The following is a 17,427-nucleotide window of genomic DNA, read 5'->3' on the forward strand; positions in this document are numbered from 1 at the left end:
AATCCCCGCATCCAAAGATGCGGGGCATAGTTAACTTAGCGGCAGAACTTATCGTATGCAGCCGTCAGATCAGCAGCAATCTCCTCTGCTGAACGGTTCTCTACTTGATGACGTTCGATGAAATGCACCAGTTCGCCATCCTTCATCAAAGCGATCGATGGAGAAGAAGGCGGATATGGTGCGAAATATTCGCGAGCCTTCGCCGTTGCTTCCTTATCTTGCCCAGCAAATACAGTGAACAAGTGGTCAGGTGTAGCATCATTCTCTAACGACTTGCGTACGCCTGGACGGCACAGTCCAGCGGCACAACCGCATACTGAATTGACAACAACAAGTGCTGTTCCCTTCGCTGTAGCCAGCTTCTCTTCCACTTCCTCTGGTGTTCGCAATTCAACGCAGCCGATGGAAGTTAACTCGTCACGCATAGGTTGAACCATATCACGCATATATTGCTCAAAAGACATGGACATCCGTACTTCACTCCTACTCTATAAATAATTCCGTTGTCAGTGATGGATGAGTACCATCGGACACTGTCGCTACTATTGTAACCATTTGTAGTGAAGTAAAGCAAGGGAAAGCCGAAACCGATAACGGTTCCGGCTCGCTGACTTCTACCAGTTAGGCCCTCATTACTGAGGAAGCTCCATGACCGAAGATCGCATCCTTCTACGTAGAAGGGCGATTTGGGCCATTCAACTTCTTATCGACTCCGCAGGTATCATTCGCAGCGCTGTTTTGCTTGTCTTGCTTGCGCTGTTCCTTTGAATCTTGGCTCATCGCATAGGCCTCCTTTTCACAAAGTCGGTTCTATTATGCTCAGGCAGCAACTGACCTATCCTTATGATGCAGGAGGCTCTACAGGCATTGCAGCCTCGTCCTGCGCATTCTTATGCGCCACTCCCCGCTCTCTACTGCGGGTTACCATATAACCCGCCGCTAGCATTACACTGTAGATCCACTGCTCCACTGTTAAGTACATCCATGTAGAACCATCGCCATATGCATAACTCCCGAGCATGCCGACCACACCGCATACAACAAAGGCGATCTGTGCGTCAATAAGCGTTCCGAGCCTTCTCTGACGAGACCAGAGCAAGGCAAGGAGAACGATGCAACCTAGCGTCTCAGCGGGCGGTATCCCCGACACCTGGAATCCGCTAATCTGAAGCAGCGGTGTAAATCCCGGGGCCTGTCCACCATTGAGTGTATAGAGCCATCCATATGCCGCTACGTAAGTCAACATACTATGCGACAATAGATCAATGAGCACGGGATAAGACAATTGATGCTTGCGTATGTATAAGGTCGTCCATACAATAATGCCAAGCACAAGCAGGATATTCCCCTCTGTGGAAGTGCCTGTCATGTACAGCAGCGAACGTGGCTGCCGCCACAGAATTGAGGGCGTGTCCCATAGAAATCCGAACTTCTCATTGAGTATGACGACAAAAATAACCGTCATTGCCCAATCTCCATAACGTCGCGAGATTCCACTTTCCGCGCGTGCCCGGAGCGCCACCGCCCCAACTGCTAGAAGCAAGGAGAGCAGGCTAACGAGCAGTCCCCAATGAATTGTAAAATTGCCAAGCTGCATGACGCTCACCCTTTCCACCTCCAAGCTTCATATTAACGAAAGACTAGACTTGGTTCAATGCTTCCTCCTTATCCGGCTGTATATTCCCTAGTTGTACTGGATGCTGCGCATGTGAAGAGTCCCATGCAGCTGCCGGAACATGAACCGGAGAGCGGCTCGTCTGATGTAGGCGAAAGGCTGCCTCGAACACCGTTCCATCATCCCCCGTATGCACCTCTATCGTTCCATCATGCTGTTCGCAAATACTCAAGCACAACGGCAAGCCAAGGCCCGTTCCCTTTGATTTCGTTGTGTAAAATGGCTCAAATAGCCGATCCACAATGTCGGCGGGAATACCAGGGCCCGTATCTTGAATACGCAGCTGCACTCGCCCTCCAACAAATCTTGTTTCGAGCGTAAGCACCGCTCCCGTTTCCATCGCTTCCATCGACTCCATGGCGTTGCGCGACAGATTCAGAATAAGCTGCTTCATCTCCTTCACATTGACCGGGAAAATCGGCACATTTTCCGCAAGCTTCAACGCAATCTCTTGACCTCTCATATTTGCATCCGCCCACAGCAATGGTGATAACTGACGAATAATGTCATGAAGGTGAACCTGTTCTTTCTCGATAATACGGTTTTGCGCTAAAGCGAGAAAGTCGTTAATAATGCTGTTTGCTCTATCGATCTCTTCCATTACGATTCGATAATATTCCTTCAAATGCGCGGGACTCTTTTCTTGGAGCAGCTGCATGAACCCACGAATAACCGCCATTGGATTACGAATTTCGTGCGTGATGCTTGCCGCCATCTGACCGACTAAGCTTAAGCGATCCATCTTGCCCAGTTCTGCACGCAGCTTCGACAGCTCCGTAATATCATGCAGCATGCCGACAGCCCCTGTTATCGCTCCAGTAGCCTCGCTTCGAATCGCACTTGTACTAACAACGTACTCTCGTTCGTCCAATTTCACTACTACGCCTTCCATCTTCTCTCCCGCGAGTGCACGATACATCCCGTCGTACAAAGTTGGAAAATCCCCCACCTGTGTCAACAGGCAGCGAAAAGGGCGGCCGAGAATGTCTCCCTTTGTCACATGAGGAGCTGCATTCTGCATACTGCGCAGCATCATATCATTCAAAGCCGTTATATTGGTCTGTGCATCAACCGCGATGACTCCGAGCGGTGTCGTGTCTATTAATAGATTCAGCTTCTCTGCTTCTTCACGATATTTCGTAGAGACGATTTCGTATCCTTGTACAAGGAATAGCTTCTCCCTAGTCTCCTCCATATAGTACACAGCCAAGTAAGCGGTTAAGAAAAAGGCTGCTCCTAGCATGAGCATCAATAGAAGCATACTGCCATCAATGGCTCGTTCATGTCTCCACAGCAGCACTCCATAAACCAAGGAATAGAGAACAATACCCGCGAAGGAGAAGGACAAAATAATAGCGACACGTTGGCGGAATCCTGAATGACGGAAAGAATTAATAAAAGCAAACAATATCGGGATCATATAAATGAGTGCATCACTCCACAGCTTCTGGGGATGCCCATCTTGATAGAAAAAACCAAGCATACCTAAATATAATCCAATCATGAGGAGCCCAACCCGATATCCGCCATACATCACGCCGAGCATAAATGGCAAAAACCGAAAATCAAACGGCTGGGGCATTTCTGTATAGAAGGAAAATACGATGCATAACAGCATAGAAAAAGCAGAAGACAATCCTATGACGAGAGGGGCACGGGACACCCGCTCTGGCTTCAAGGCGCAGACTTGATAGGCAATCGCTGGTATGCAGGCAATAAGGCTTTGCAGTAAGACTTCCTTAAGTGCTACGTACATACAGTTCTCCTCTGTTAGGATAGGAATGGTAGGATTGGCTTGATTAAAGCATAAAAATGAGGGCTTTTCAATGGAACAGCCGAACGTTTTAGCGAAGTTTTAGTTTTTGCGATACAATAGGCTTCAGTAACGGATGCGCAGTACGTATCCTAACCCTGTCAAAGACCTGTCAAAGGAGTACAAAATGGAACAAACCGATGTTATCGTCGTAGGCGGCGGCCCCTCTGGACTTATGGCATCCATCTCTGCTGCACGCAGCGGAGCCAAGGTAATTCTCGTGGATAAGGGAGATCGACTTGGTCGCAAGCTCGCCATATCTGGCGGAGGACGCTGCAATGTAACGAACAATAAACCACTGGACGAGCTGATTCAGCATATACCTGGCAATGGAAGATTTCTGCACAGCGCGTTCAATCATTTTAACAATCAGGATATTATCGAATTCTTCGAGAATCTCGGTATTGCATTGAAGGAAGAGGACAATGGCCGCATGTTCCCCATATCAGACAAGGCGAAGACGGTCGTTGAGTCACTTCTAGGAGAAGTACGCCGACTAGGGGTAGCGATTCGTGTCAATCAGCCTGTCGCACACCTGCTGTACGAGGATGGTTCCGTCCAGGGTGTGCGCTTCAAAGATGGATCCGCTTTGTATGCCCCAGCGGTCATACTGGCTACAGGTGGGAAGTCTGTTCCTCATACGGGTTCAACAGGAGACGGCTATGCTTGGGCAGAGGCAGCCGGACATTCCATTACGGAGCTGTATCCGACGGAAGTGCCTCTAACCTCGAATACGTACTTTATTCGTGAGAAGCTGCTTCAAGGATTGTCCTTGCGCGATATTCGGATCGCGGTATGGTACAGCAAGGGGAAGAAGATCATTGAGCATCAAGGCGACCTGCTCTTTACCCACTTTGGCCTGTCCGGCCCCGCTGCACTTCGCTGCAGCCAATTCGTCGTAAAGGAATTGAAGCGTTCCGGCCTTCAGACCGTACAGGTCACCATCGATATAAAGCCTGATCTGTCAGTGGATGAGCTTATTCGAGATTCACTACGCATTTGTGCCCAAGAACCGAAGAAAGCTATTAAGAATGTACTGAAGCATCTGCTGCCTGAACGAGTAATCCCGCTTCTGCTTGAACAGTCTGGCATCGATGAAGGTACCACATACGACCATATTCCGAAGCAGCCATGGCAGGAGATGTGCCAATTGATTAAGGCATTTCCTGTGAAGGTCAACGGCACGTTATCGCTTGAAGAAGCCTTTGTTACAGGCGGCGGTGTGAATCTTAAGGAAATCGATCCGAAGACGATGCATTCAAAAAAGGCGCATGGACTATATTTCTGCGGAGAAATATTGGATGTTCATGGCTATACGGGCGGCTATAACATTACAGCTGCCTTCGCAACTGGCTATACGGCAGGGATGCATGCTGCTCAGCAGACCCTACATCAAGCATAACAAGCAAACAGCCTGCTCATGGAGCAGGCTGTTTGTCTTCTATCATTAGATATGGATGCCGCCAGGAAAATGATTCGTCGTCTCATCATCAAATATTCCATATGCTTCTTCATCACGATGCGATAAGTCATCATGACTCGGATTGTGCCTGGCAGACGCATAGCGGTCATCATCTGCCCAATCCTCATTGACCATATGGGCCGGGATAGGAATATAATTCATTCCATAGGCTTGATCCATAACCGACATCTCCGTCATGCTCGCTTCTTCTAGAAGCTGGCCGCCGTGCGCCTCTGCGATCTCAAGCGCAGAGGTCAAATCTCGTTTGTCTACATGGATATGCAGTTCTGTCTCACTAGCGCTGTCATAAGCAGGCGTATATCCTAGCTCCTCCAACGTATCGAACGCCAGTCTTGCACCTGCAGGATCCGAGAATCGGAACCGAATCGCAGTCGTATCTTGCATCCTCGTTCCTCCTATTCGAATAAGCTTCCGTTAATATACCCGCCAGACAGGAGGAACATACACACAAGCTGACCTGCAATTGGTTGTACGAGCAGTTGCCGAATACTTTATTCAGTAGAGGACAAACGCGACTGTTCTTGTCTCTCCTCCATTTGCTTCTTCTGCTTCCACCCACGCAGCGTAATGATTGTATTGCCGATGAAAGCAGCAATCAGACCACCGCCTGCTGCATATAGCGGAATCATAATAGGTGTTGCTGCAATACCCGCAGACAACCCCCACAGCACGCCTGGCCCTGCACATAAGACACGTGCCATATGCGCTGAAGCCTGCTGCAAGCTCTCTGAGCGGAAGCTGAACATAGACGCTACATCACCATCGATGAATTCCTTCCAGTACGTGCTCAGCCAGTATCCGAGAATACCGCTTAGCACCGGCCCTATAAGAATGAACAGACCATGCAGTGAAGTGATATAGGAAGCACTCATTCCAATAAAGAGGAGCTGCAAATAAAACTTGCGATGCGTGCTGCTTCGAAGCAATGACTTGACCGCGATAGCTCCAATAACATGGCCTGACTCATTCGTATTCATGAAGTAGCCCGACTTCGGGAACAACATTGGGCGTGTCCGCTTGCGCCGCTGTGCTTTATCCACGCTCTGCGACAGCAGCATCGCCGTTAATTGCATCTTGAGCTCGCCCTCCCGTTCAACATCATGCTCAAATGTATGCTGAACATTGTTTCGCCAACGAATAAGCGGGAAGCAGCTTACCAATATAATCAAGCCAAAGACGAGCACCCAACTTACATGAATACCGAGCAAGTAAAGAATAACTCCATACAAGCCAAGAGCTGCCACCCCTGTGACAAAGCGGATCATCCAACGTGTCCAACCTGAGAAAGCAGCCAAATTATAGTTCCGTACTAATCCTGCTAAGTAGGATAAGGAGCTAACGGCAAATCCAATCGCGAGTAAATCCGTACTATGCAACGAATACCCGCGTATGAGCCATGGAGCAAGCAGCAACAGTATTACGGCCGTTATGATCGTTCCTCGCAGCGCATATTGTATTAACCCGAATCGAACAAGCGGTTTCCACCAATGCGGCTGCTGACGAAGGAAGAGAATATCCCCGCCTTCCACCCAAGTGCGAAGTGATCCACTTATGATAGGCAGCAGCAAGGGAAGCAGCCAGACCGCTATAGGCAGCTTCAACCATGCAGTATCCAAGGGTTCCACCCACCATCCCCAATAGAACTTAACTCCTAGAAGCAATAGCGGTACGACAATATACAACCATACCGTCCAATCCAATGCGATGCGAAGTGCCCGCCATTGATACACCATATTCGTCTGGAAGCGGCGGAAGGCAAGTGATTGCGGGGATGTTACCTTCATCGTCGACAATGGACGAACCTGTCCCTCGCTCCCCATTAGGTCAACACCTCGAAACAATCGAATAGGGTTCCATCCGGCAACCCGCTTATTTGCCGCACTTCATCAAACGTCCCTCTTGCAACCACACTTCCCTGATGAAGCAGGATGAAGCTGTCGCAGACACGCTCAGCCGTGTCGAGTACATGCGTACTCATGAGGACACCCGCACCCCGCTTGCGTTCCTCCTCAAGCATACGGAGGAACTTCCGCGTTGCTCGTGGATCCAAGCCAATGAAGGGCTCATCCACGATGTATAATGACGGCTTGAGCATGAAGGCAATGATAAGCATCAGCTTCTGCTGCATCCCCTTCGAGAAGCTCGTTGGGAAATGGTGCTTCACCTCTGTCATTTGAAATTCGGTGAGCAGATAATCCGCCTGCTCGACAAACTGTTCCTGCGGCAGATCATATGCAGACGCAGCAAGCTCCAAATGCTCCCATAATGTCATAGAGTCATAGAGGACAGGCTGTTCAGGCACGTATGCATAAGTTCCATTGCCATCCCCAATCCGAACACTGCCAGCAACATCTCTCATAATGCCCAGCACGGACTTGATTGTCGTGCTCTTTCCAGCACCGTTCGGACCGATTAGCCCTACCAATTGGCCCGCTTCTACTTGAAACTCGATATTATGTATTTTAGACTCGCCTTTTTCATATCCTGCAGATTGTATCCTTGCATCAAGAACAACCATGCGGATCTCCCCCTTCATCTTAGGCCTAGCCAAGCTCCTGTACCTAACCATTTTCTAACTTTCAGTTTACTCTATCGTATCTATTCTTGCACAGAGCTAGGCAGATTCAATATCCTGAATGCCGGGTTCAGCCAAATGTTACCGAATTGCCCTTTCTAAATTTGAATAATTCAAAATTTTTTTGTTCACTGTTTCACAAGTGTGACAAAAGACATTTAATCTCCTATCTCCTTCGATATACGATAAAAGAGTAAATCAAGAAATGAGGGGGATTCGTATGTCTGAACGAATCGATCATGAGACCGAAGCTGCCTTGCATTTATTCCGTGTCTTCTCTAAGGCATTCAAGAGCGTAACGGATCACTCAGCTGCTGGTTGCAAAATAGAAGGATATAACCCGACTGATTTCTCCGTTCTCGAAATGCTTTATCATAAAGGGCCTCAACCCATTCAACAAATCGGTTCCAAGCTCCTTCTACAGAGCGGAAACGTAACCTATGTCATTGATAAGCTCGAACGTAACGGCATGCTGCGCCGCCACCCTTGCGCGACGGATCGTCGCGTGATCTTCGCCGAGTTGACAGATAAAGGCCGTGAAGAAATGCAGGGACTGTTCCCCAAGCATTCTCTACTCCTAAAGCGTGCCATGAGTGGGCTGACACTCGAAGAGAAAAAAGAGGCTATTCAATTACTCAAGAAGCTCGGGATCCAAGCAGAGAAGTTAAGCCTTGTCACGAAAAAGGGCTCCTAGCAAATCCATTAGTTAATACGCTTAAATTTCCAACAGGGCTGAATCAACGCACAGAGCGGAAGAACATGTTCTTCCGCCCTTGTTATTTCTCTTCAGGAAAACAAGTCCATCGTTCTGAATGTCGCACGCGAGTATCGCAATAACACGCGCCTCTCCTGCTGCAATTGCTGCTCAATGAGCTTTTCAATCTGATTGAGTATTACATCAGGCGGAGAGTTATTCTCGATCCCCTTCTGCCTCGTACTGCGATACCATTCGACAGCCAGCTTATCAAGCGGAGTTGGACGGAACTCCTTCATCTTCGAAGCCAGCTCCATATATAATCGATCTGACTGCTGTCCTCCTAGAAACTCGCTTCTGCGTGATTTATCCAGTAATACTTTGCGAGAAGGCATATACGCCGCAACCGTTGCTTCATCGGTCACCCCAAAGAACACACTCTTCATGAACGACCATGCCAGCTCCTTGTTCTGTGCCTGTTCAGACATGACAAGCGATGCGCCTGTCGAGTAGCCGTACAACTTCATTGGCAAGCGAGTCGCTCTCCACAATCCCTTCATATGCGGAACCCACTCCTCCAATTGCAGCTCTCCCCAGGAACCAAGATACACCATTGCCAGCTTCCCGTTCCGCAGCGCTTCATTCCCCGCATCCGTCCACAATCCGACATTTGCATCCAGCCCTTGCACATTAACACGCTGCGACAACAGCATGCCTTGCGCGATCATGGCATTATTCCGGTTGAATTGCAGCCTGCTGTTAAGTAGCGGGAACATAGACTCAAACCACTGCATGGGCTCCCGATCCCACTGTACTAAATAAATGCCGTTCTCCTTCAGCTTCTCCGCCATTGCCAACCAGCGGTTCGGATCCTCCATGTAGACAGCCAATTCTTCTGGGTCTGACGGAAATCCGTATCGCTCCATAATGTCCTTGCGATAGAAGGTGACAAGCGGCGAAGTTGTAATTGGGAGAGCGATAAGACGCTTATTGTCAAAGGATAGTCCAGTATCCCATAAGTCGGGAGAAATATCCGGCTTCAACGTACTCGCTAGAAAAGGCGCGGCATTTAAGTCCATCAACCCTTGTATCCCTGTAAATTCCCCCAGAAATTCATGGCCAACCTCCATAACATCCGGAGCGTCCCCCTGCTCCAAGGCATCCAAATAAGCTTCGACATGGTCTTCATAAGAGAAACGCTTTACATTTACCTTCACACCTGGGTGCTCGATCTCAAATTTCTTGGCATAGTCTACGTACTGTTGTTCGAAGCACCACACGGTTATGACGGAAGGATGCTTAGACTCTACGACTCGCTCATCGTCTTGCAATTGCGGTGGGATCGTGGTCTCATTACATCCGGTTGTAGAAAATATCATGATGATCATCATTGCAAAAACAATTCGAAATGGTAAGCCCTTCCCTTTCACAAATCAACCTCCATATGCTGCAATTGAATTGCTTCTTAGCTTGCTTGAAAAGTCAGGGAACCTAGCAGCAAATTCATTGGCTGCTAGCGGGGGACTAATATAATAGCCTTGGAACTGCCTACAACCAAGTGTGAGCAGCTGTTCAAGTTCCTGAGGTGTTTCAACCCCTTCAGCGGTCACTTTAAGATTCATACTGTCTCCCATTTGGATCACCGCTTGAACAATCGCAGTGTTCACTTTATCCGCGAACAAATGCCGCACAAAAGAACGGTCAATTTTAAGCACATGAGCAGGCAAAGTCTTTAGGCGGTGCAGCGAGGAATAGCCCGTTCCAAAATCATCAATCGCTATCTGAACTCCTCGTTTCTTAAGATTGTACAATACCTCGTTGACCTGCTCGGTGGATTTGTTAACGTATCCTTCCGTTATCTCCAAAATCAAATCACTCGGATTGAACTCACACTCGCGAATAATTCGATCAACTGTCGCGACGAAGTCATTCGTAAGCAATTGCCTTAACGAGACATTCACAGCCAGCTGGAAGGCAGGCATCCCTGCATCAGCCCACATCCGGTATTGCATGCATGCAGATCGAAGTACCCATTCCCCAATAGGAACGATTAGTCCGGTCTCTTCCGCGACTGGAATGAACTGTGTCGGCGAGATAAACCCTTCATCACCGGAAAGCCAGCGAAGCAGCACCTCTGCAGCCGTGACTTTTCCCGAAGCATCTACGATTGGTTGATAGTGAAGCAGCAGCTCTCTACGTTCTAACGCTCTGTATAAACGTGTCTCCATAAACATGCGTTCAGGCTGCAAGGTCGGCTGCAATTCATCGTAGAAGACCACTGAATGGCCACCACTGTCCTTGGCAGCATACATAGCTGTATCTGCTTGCTTGAGCAGATCCGTATATACATATCCGTTATCCGGATATAAGGATACGCCGATGCTGGCGGAGACAAATAGCTCATGAGCCTGTACAAGAAAGCTCTCTCGCAGCCGCTGCAAAATCCGCTTAGCAACCGCGTTAACTTCCTCTCTTGAGCTGTCTTCGAGCATAATGATGAACTCATCCCCGCCATATCGAGAGCTCAAATGCCGGCCAGACAGTTTTGATAGACAATCCGACAAGCGCTGCGCAACTTGTACAAGGAGCATATCTCCTACATTGTGGCCGAGCGAATCATTGATATGCTTGAACCGATCTATATCTATGAACATTAACGCCAATGAACTAGCCTTGTTATCCGCATCTTCCAGCGCCCGCTCTACATTCATCGTAAAGTAATGCCGATTGGGAAGTTGGGTCAGCGTATCATAATAAGCAATATGCTGGAGCTTCTCTTCCGACTGCTCTAGCATTTTCGTCTGGTCAAGCAGCTTCTCATTCATGCGCAGCATTTCCTTGAATACTTCCGTTAAGCGATCACTCATTGCCCGGAAATTGATTGCAAGTAAACGAATCTCTCCGATTCGAATGCAAGGCCATTTGACGGTCTTGTCCTTCAGCAATTTATGGTGCATCCCCGCTGTCGCCTCCTCCAAATCACGAAGAGAGCGAACAATGAAGCGGCTTACCGCAAGTGATACTCCGGTTGCCAGCAGGCAGACCATGAACAACATTAGAAACTTGCGCAAATAGACGTCAATCGTCGTTTGCAGAAAATAAGAAATCGGAATAAAGCCAACAACCTTTGCGATCGGATGATCGGTCAGCTTGTCCTCCAAAACATAATAACCGTCATTCCACCTTCTTGTTCCATAATCATAATTTCTGTCAGGGGGCAGAATACGGGAAAAAGAAGACTTTACCCCGTAAGCATCCATCCGAATTTGTGAATGGTGAGCGGCCATGCGAACAGGTGATTTATTAGGTACAGTATCTCCTATGTACACTGCATTGCTTTCGAACCACACCTCATCACTCGAAGCTACCAATTGGCCTTTCTGATTGAATGCAGCCAACTTCAATAAGCCATTCTGGGAATGGAGCTTTAAATTATCGTGAAGCTTCCCTGTCTCCATAATCGATCCGAGATTGAGCCCTTGGCGCTGTTTTCTGCCCATCTGCAGAAGTGCATCTGTAATTTGAGCGGTTTGCAATTCAATTCTTGCTAAAGAATCCCGCTCAATGTCCTGCTGCATATCGCGACTATCAATCAGCATATTCAGCAGAAACGGAATGAACACGATTGCGACGGAGAGATGCATCAGCAGCTGATTGAGATACACGGGCTTCGTTCGCAAATCAGGCAGCAGCCGTTTCCATGGCATATAGGTAACGACCACATCAGCGATCAGAGCATTCAATAGTCCGCTCATTGCGAACATAAAATATTGAAGTAGTGCTTCTGCGTTGTACTCGTTGGTCTGCAGGCAAAATAAAACCGCTGCAAGGGGAGCTCCGATTCCGAACCAGAACAGACTGTCCCAGAGAAGCAGGAACCCCCTTTTCCGTTCATACATATATCCAACCAATATCATTTCCAATCCAATAAGCAGCAATATAAACGAACCGTAGCCTGAGAAATAAAAACCTAGTCCAATAATAAGCGCCATAATTGCCGCCCAGTGCGAACCATACAGAACAAGCATAATGAGCAGAGTGGCCCCACACAACATGAACTCCGCACCGTATGAAAATTCGAGTCCAATTACAGAGAACACTGCAGTGAGAACGGTCAGTATCACGAACAGCATACTTGTACGCAGCGAAGCCAATGGGTGTAACGTACGTGACATGGCAGAGTGACTCCTTTACAGATGGAAGCAGTACATTTCTCTTATTCCGAAATACTTCGACACAAATCCAAAATTTCCTACTTTTGTGCAGGATAATGTAGAATGATTTATTTGTAAGAGCAACAATCCCTCATAAGAAAAAGGCCGTCCTTCCAAGCAGTTCCTACTGCTGGAAAAACGACCTGATCATCTAGTATTTTAGGTTAAGTTACGTAAAGAAGTATCAGTACACCTGTCTCTAATGAGATGGAGAGGAAGCTTCAGCCTGACCGGATGATTCCCCGGATTTTGTCGACTTAGGCATGAACAACATACTTACTAAGCAAGCGACCGCGATAATAGCCATTAGCAGGAAGACCTGCCCTAACCCTGTCTCCAGGAAAGAACGCAGTGTGCCCATTAAATCAGGCGACAGCGAGCTTGCGCTTTCTGGGTTCAACAGCTTGCTCAGATCCTCATTTGAGACACGTGAGGATACATCAGGCCCTGCATCCGATACCATCGATGCAATGCTCGCATTTAAGAATGTCCCGAACGCGGCAATGCCAAGCATCTGCCCCAACGACCGTACGAACGTGTTTAATGCTGTTGAAGCACCCCTCATGCTCCAATCAACAGAAGACTGGACAATGACGGTGAATACTGTGAACGACAGGCCGAAACCCAGGCCTGACAATGACATAATGATTACGATCAAAATAAGCGGGGTTGTATCCGAAATCGTCGCCAGCCATATGGAAGCGATCACGATCAGTATCATCCCTAGCGTCGATGTCACGCGTGCCCCTATCTTAATTAGCATACGGCCGCCTATTATCGATCCAATCAGCCAGCCAATTGACATTGGGGTCAGTGACAGACCTGAACTGGAGGCATTTTGCCCTAGCACACCTTGTGTCCAGAGCGGCATATAGGAGCTGATCCCCATCACGATCGCACTTGCGAGGAAGCTGACAAGGTTCGACACCCCAATGTCGCGAATCCGGAACAACTTGAGCGGTACCATTGGTTCCTTTGCCTTCACTTCGATCCGGAAGAAGAGAGCAAGGAACACAGCCGCAGTCCCAAACAGTGCGAACATCCATGGAGAATTCCACGCGATCCCCTGTCCGCCTGTAATAATCGCGAACAAGAATGCGGTCATCCCGATGGAGAATGTCGCTGCCCCCGCATAGTCGACAGGCTTGTCCTTGCGCTCCACCTTCTCATGGAAGCACACCATGATCATCCATACCGACACGATGCCGAACGGCACATTGAAGTAGAATATCCAGTGCCATGATAATGAATCGACGAAGAACCCGCCGACTAACGGACCGACCAACCCAGCAATTCCCCAAATAGAGCTGAATAAGCCTTGAATCTTTGCCCGTTCCTCGTATGTGTAAATATCCGCTACCATCGTGAAGGTGACAGGCATTACAGCGCCTGCTCCGATTCCTTGAAGGGCACGGAATATAATCATCTGCGTCATGGTGCCCGATAGACCACACAACATCGATCCCCCTACAAACAGAGCGGAGCCGATAATAAATATGTTCTTACGGCCATATAAATCAGCCATCTTTCCGAACAATGGCGTTGAGATTGCCGTCGTAAGCAAATAAGCAGCATATACCCAGCTAATCAAGGATAATCCGCCTAAATCCGCAACAATCTTCGGCATTGCTGTACTTACTACTGTTACTTCGATTGCCGCCAGAAAGGTCGACAATAGTAGTGCAAGTGTGACAAGCTTGCGGCTTCGTCCAGCTTGCATAGAAGCCTCGTTCCCCATAAATACCCTTCCTTCGTTCCTAAATCGTACAGCTTCCGCAGCTCATAATTCTCTATAGATTGATGTGCAATGAGCCTCGATCCATACTAGCATGCATCAATCGTGGGTGCTCTACCTCTTCCCACATGCGATCATGTGTGGCAACAATCAACGCGCGCCCCTGTTCCGCTTGGCGCAGACACCAGTCGCGCACGAAGGATGCATGCACTGCATCCAAGGAGGCGGTTGGCTCGTCCAGCATAATGACTTCAGGTTCGTGCGCGGAAGCAATTGCTAGACTGAGCAGCCGTTTCAATCCAGTTGGCATATCATGCGGATGCAGATGCTTCACATCCCATAGACAATATTGCTGCAAGCGATATTCCACTTCCCGTTCCACCTGTTCATGCGTGTAGACAGCTTGGCCTTGCGCAGACTGTCCTTCTATACGCAATCGTCCGCATTGATTCGCTGCATGGAGAGCATCTCGCAGTTCCTCTTGCACGGACGCTGCAAAGAAGCCCGATTCGGGCTGCTGTGCTGTGAATCCAATAAGTCTTGCCACTTCAAAGGATCGCAGCTTCTGCCCCAATTGGCCTGCAATCCACCATTCACCTTCCATGCTGCCGGAGCGCTTCGACAAGCCGCCAGTTATAAGGCGGAACAAGGTTGACTTCCCCGACCCGTTCTTGCCCGTCAGCAGCATACATCGCCCTGCCTTAAGCTGGAAGGTAACGTTGTGAAGCGCGTCCTCTGTCTGCTGGCGCTTCTGATCACGACGAGCAATAGGATGATACCGATAGCTCACCTTCGATAAGTGCAGAATGACTTCTTCTTCGCCTATTCTACTACACTTGCCTCCAGCACACTCTGCTCGTACAGCAGCATCTTCTTCAGCATTCCCCTGTTTTACAATGGCTGGCACCTGCATGGACATAGCAGCTGTCTCAGCGTTTCCTTCCCACTTCGGAGGCATAATGCCGGCCTCATAACAGAGCTCCAAGCAGCGAAGCTCATCCTTCGGACGGGATAGACCGTTCAAACCATCCCTTACGGGATATTCAGGCATCTTTCCATCATACACCATTCTCCCGTTATGCAACAGAAGAAGCTGTGCATCTTGTATCCAACCATGCTGCCACTCGTCTGACAGCTCATCTAGGCGCGATACGGCTAATACTATCGTCCTACCCTGACTATGCCAAGCTTGAAGCTGCTCTGACAGACGGAGCCTAGATTCCTTATCCATCTGACTCCACGCATCATCAATAAGCAGTACATCCGGCTCCATCGTCAATACAGAAGCAACAGCTGTACGTTGCTGTTCGCCTCCTGACAACTGCTGAACCTGACGTAAGCGCAGTTGACGCAAATCAGCCTTATCGAGCTGCTCTTCTACTCTACTATGGATGACCTCTCGCAGCAGGCCAAGATTCTCGGGTGCGAAGGCTAACTCATCCTCAACCGTACCAATCACAAACTGCTCCTTGGCCTCCTGCAGGATAAAGCCCCTAATTAGCGCCTGTCCATCCTGCACCATGCCGCAGCTCAATTCACCTTGCTGCTGGCCTTCATGCGACTGCATTGCACCGGCCATCAGCTTGAGGAGCGTTGTCTTACCGCTCCCATTTCCCCCTGCCAGAAGCACAACAGATCCAGAATTGATACAGAAGCTGCATGGCTGCAATACGGGTTCAGACTCGCCAAAATAAGTAAAGGCCACACGCTCAGCGCGCATGACCTCCTTAGATTGTAGGATTCTCATATTAGACTGGCCCCCTACCATACTACTACCATACTACTGCCCGCGTGACTCTCTTCCTAGTGCGAATGGGCGCATTGCTCTCGTAGAAGCAATCCGATCCCCAATAATCTTGGTTAGAGCACCGCACAGCAACATCCCGCTTATACAGCGGATAATTAAGGTTGCAATAAGCACCCACATCTCATAGTGGATATAACCGAACATAAAGGCTGAAACCACGAACCACAGCGGTACTGCTGCTGTACCTACGAACAGCATGGTGAACCAATTGTATTGACGGTAACGGAATACATAAAACAACGGTTCAATAACAACCGCATAGCATAATGCCGCAGCAATACAAGACCAAGCCCCATATGCGCTTCCCATTAAGATTTGTACACAAGCGCCAAGCGAATATGTTACCAACGCTGCCCCTGGCTTACGGATAACATATATCGCAAGCAAACCATATATCATGTACAAGCCGACGATCGTTGATGTTAGCATCGGTCCACCAACAGAGTGCAGCAGCTTATTTACCCAAGATAATCCGGTCGTCATTACACCATTTGCAGCTGCAAGCAATGCCATCAGCACCCAATCCGCTAGTGTAAGGGAACGGAGCGAGAAACGAGATTCGTTCATTGTAGTTGTTCCATTACCCATTCTCATAGATGACTCATCCCCAATTCTTCTACTTATGTAACGTTGTGATACTGGTATATGTTAACCCACAACAGACAAACTACCATTAACGTTACAAGGGATAGCATGGAAATGCAAGTCAAATCTATCGACATTGTGTACGTTTTTTGTTAACCCAAAAGAATTGTCGCAGTCATAGCTCCTACAGCCGCAGTCGCAAAGCTGATCCCAAACGCAGTAAAACGCAAAGTTCTCCATGACGTTCGAGCAGCACTTGCCCCGAATTGCTTCACTTCCATTGCTGTCGCTACATTTTGAACGCGGCGCATCACACTGGACGTAACCGCAGCGACATATTGTCCCGCTAGACGCATTCGCTCACCAATCCCCTGCGGCGCGGTAAGCTGACGCATCCGCTGTGCCTCGCGAATATTACGCGCTTCTTCAGCGAGAAGAGGGACGAAGCGCAGCGCGATGGCAACGGCGAACGCGAAGCGATTCGGCAGCTTTAGATGATGGGACAACGCCGTGACAACATCGCGCGGCTCTGTAGTCGTAGCGTATAGCAATGACGACAGGAACAGCGTCAATGCACGCAGCGTCAGCGTCAGCGAAGTACGGCACGCTTCCTCGGTCAGATTCAATCCGAGAATCGTAAACCGAATCTTGGTACCCGGCAGGACTAGGCACTGGAATAGAAAGAGCGGCAGCGCGAAGCCAATCAGCAGAACGAGTACCGTTCTCCAGCGCGCACCAGACCACCCCGCTCCCGTCACTCCGATGATAAGCAGGGATAAGAACCAGCCAAGCTGCCAATTCAGCTTCATGCTAATCATAACGGCAAGACCGGTGCCGAACAGCCAT

15 protein-coding genes are annotated in these 17,427 nt (G+C 48.9%); 2 read left to right on the plus strand and 13 right to left on the minus strand.

Annotation, left to right across the window (positions count from 1 at the left end; translation table 11 throughout):
• Positions 1-35: 35 nt before the first annotated feature.
• The 4 genes from AZ66_RS09560 to AZ66_RS09570 form a co-directional block, all read right to left on the minus strand.
• The gene (locus tag AZ66_RS09560) at positions 36-470 is read right to left on the minus strand and encodes a BrxA/BrxB family bacilliredoxin (protein WP_021256168.1); all 435 of its coding nucleotides are present in this window, start codon (positions 468-470) and stop codon (positions 36-38) included.
• Between the two features lie 199 nt (positions 471-669).
• On the minus strand, positions 670-780 hold the full coding sequence (locus AZ66_RS31845; protein WP_005543361.1) for a hypothetical protein: 111 nt from the start codon (positions 778-780) through the stop codon (positions 670-672).
• A 61-nt stretch (positions 781-841) separates the two neighbouring features.
• Positions 842-1,597: a hypothetical protein gene (locus AZ66_RS09565; protein WP_231586804.1), complete on the minus strand. Its 756-nt coding sequence runs from the start codon at positions 1,595-1,597 to the stop codon at positions 842-844.
• A 43-nt stretch (positions 1,598-1,640) separates the two neighbouring features.
• Positions 1,641-3,431, minus strand: coding sequence for a two-component system sensor histidine kinase NtrB (locus AZ66_RS09570; protein ID WP_044354642.1), 1,791 nt, complete (start codon positions 3,429-3,431; stop codon positions 1,641-1,643).
• A gap of 184 nt (positions 3,432-3,615) precedes the next feature.
• Between AZ66_RS09570 and AZ66_RS09575 the strand changes: the two genes are divergently transcribed.
• A complete protein-coding gene (locus tag AZ66_RS09575) occupies positions 3,616-4,890 on the plus strand; it encodes an NAD(P)/FAD-dependent oxidoreductase (protein ID WP_044354643.1) in 1,275 nt (424 codons plus the stop codon).
• Between the two features lie 45 nt (positions 4,891-4,935).
• On the opposite strand, the gene AZ66_RS09580 is transcribed toward AZ66_RS09575, so the two are convergent.
• From AZ66_RS09580 to AZ66_RS09590, 3 genes are all read right to left on the minus strand, one after another.
• Positions 4,936-5,355: a hypothetical protein gene (locus AZ66_RS09580; protein ID WP_044354644.1), complete on the minus strand. Its 420-nt coding sequence runs from the start codon at positions 5,353-5,355 to the stop codon at positions 4,936-4,938.
• Between the two features lie 107 nt (positions 5,356-5,462).
• Positions 5,463-6,791 (minus strand): ABC transporter permease, encoded by a 1,329-nt coding sequence (locus AZ66_RS09585; RefSeq protein WP_044354645.1) that lies wholly within the window; start codon positions 6,789-6,791, stop codon positions 5,463-5,465.
• Positions 6,791-7,489, minus strand: a complete 699-nt coding sequence (locus AZ66_RS09590) for an ABC transporter ATP-binding protein (protein WP_021261217.1) — start codon at positions 7,487-7,489, stop codon at positions 6,791-6,793. Before AZ66_RS09590 ends, AZ66_RS09585 begins: the two co-directional genes overlap by 1 nt.
• Before the next feature lie 277 nt (positions 7,490-7,766).
• Between AZ66_RS09590 and AZ66_RS09595 the strand changes: the two genes are divergently transcribed.
• Positions 7,767-8,240, plus strand: coding sequence for a MarR family winged helix-turn-helix transcriptional regulator (locus AZ66_RS09595; RefSeq protein ID WP_021256175.1), 474 nt, complete (start codon positions 7,767-7,769; stop codon positions 8,238-8,240).
• 92 nt (positions 8,241-8,332) lie between these two features.
• Here the strand turns inward: AZ66_RS09595 and AZ66_RS29705 are convergent, their stop codons facing one another.
• From AZ66_RS29705 to AZ66_RS09625, 6 genes are all read right to left on the minus strand, one after another.
• Complete coding sequence (locus AZ66_RS29705) at positions 8,333-9,670, minus strand: ABC transporter substrate-binding protein (protein ID WP_052648453.1); 1,338 nt, start codon at positions 9,668-9,670, stop codon at positions 8,333-8,335.
• A gap of 3 nt (positions 9,671-9,673) precedes the next feature.
• Positions 9,674-12,415, minus strand: coding sequence for a putative bifunctional diguanylate cyclase/phosphodiesterase (locus AZ66_RS09605; RefSeq protein ID WP_044354646.1), 2,742 nt, complete (start codon positions 12,413-12,415; stop codon positions 9,674-9,676).
• A 238-nt stretch (positions 12,416-12,653) separates the two neighbouring features.
• Positions 12,654-14,192: an MDR family MFS transporter gene (locus AZ66_RS09610; protein WP_021261220.1), complete on the minus strand. Its 1,539-nt coding sequence runs from the start codon at positions 14,190-14,192 to the stop codon at positions 12,654-12,656.
• 52 nt (positions 14,193-14,244) lie between these two features.
• Positions 14,245-15,936, minus strand: a complete 1,692-nt coding sequence (locus tag AZ66_RS09615) for an ATP-binding cassette domain-containing protein (protein WP_044354648.1) — start codon at positions 15,934-15,936, stop codon at positions 14,245-14,247.
• Between the two features lie 33 nt (positions 15,937-15,969).
• Positions 15,970-16,590, minus strand: a complete 621-nt coding sequence (locus AZ66_RS09620) for an ECF transporter S component (protein ID WP_231586802.1) — start codon at positions 16,588-16,590, stop codon at positions 15,970-15,972.
• Between the two features lie 143 nt (positions 16,591-16,733).
• Positions 16,734-17,427: energy-coupling factor transporter transmembrane component T (locus AZ66_RS09625; protein ID WP_082061519.1), on the minus strand; the 694-nt coding region annotated here is incomplete at its 5' end.

Origin of the sequence: Paenibacillus sp. E194 (assembly GCF_000935845.1) — a bacterium.
Lineage (GTDB): Bacteria > Bacillota > Bacilli > Paenibacillales > Paenibacillaceae > Paenibacillus_B > Paenibacillus_B alvei_B.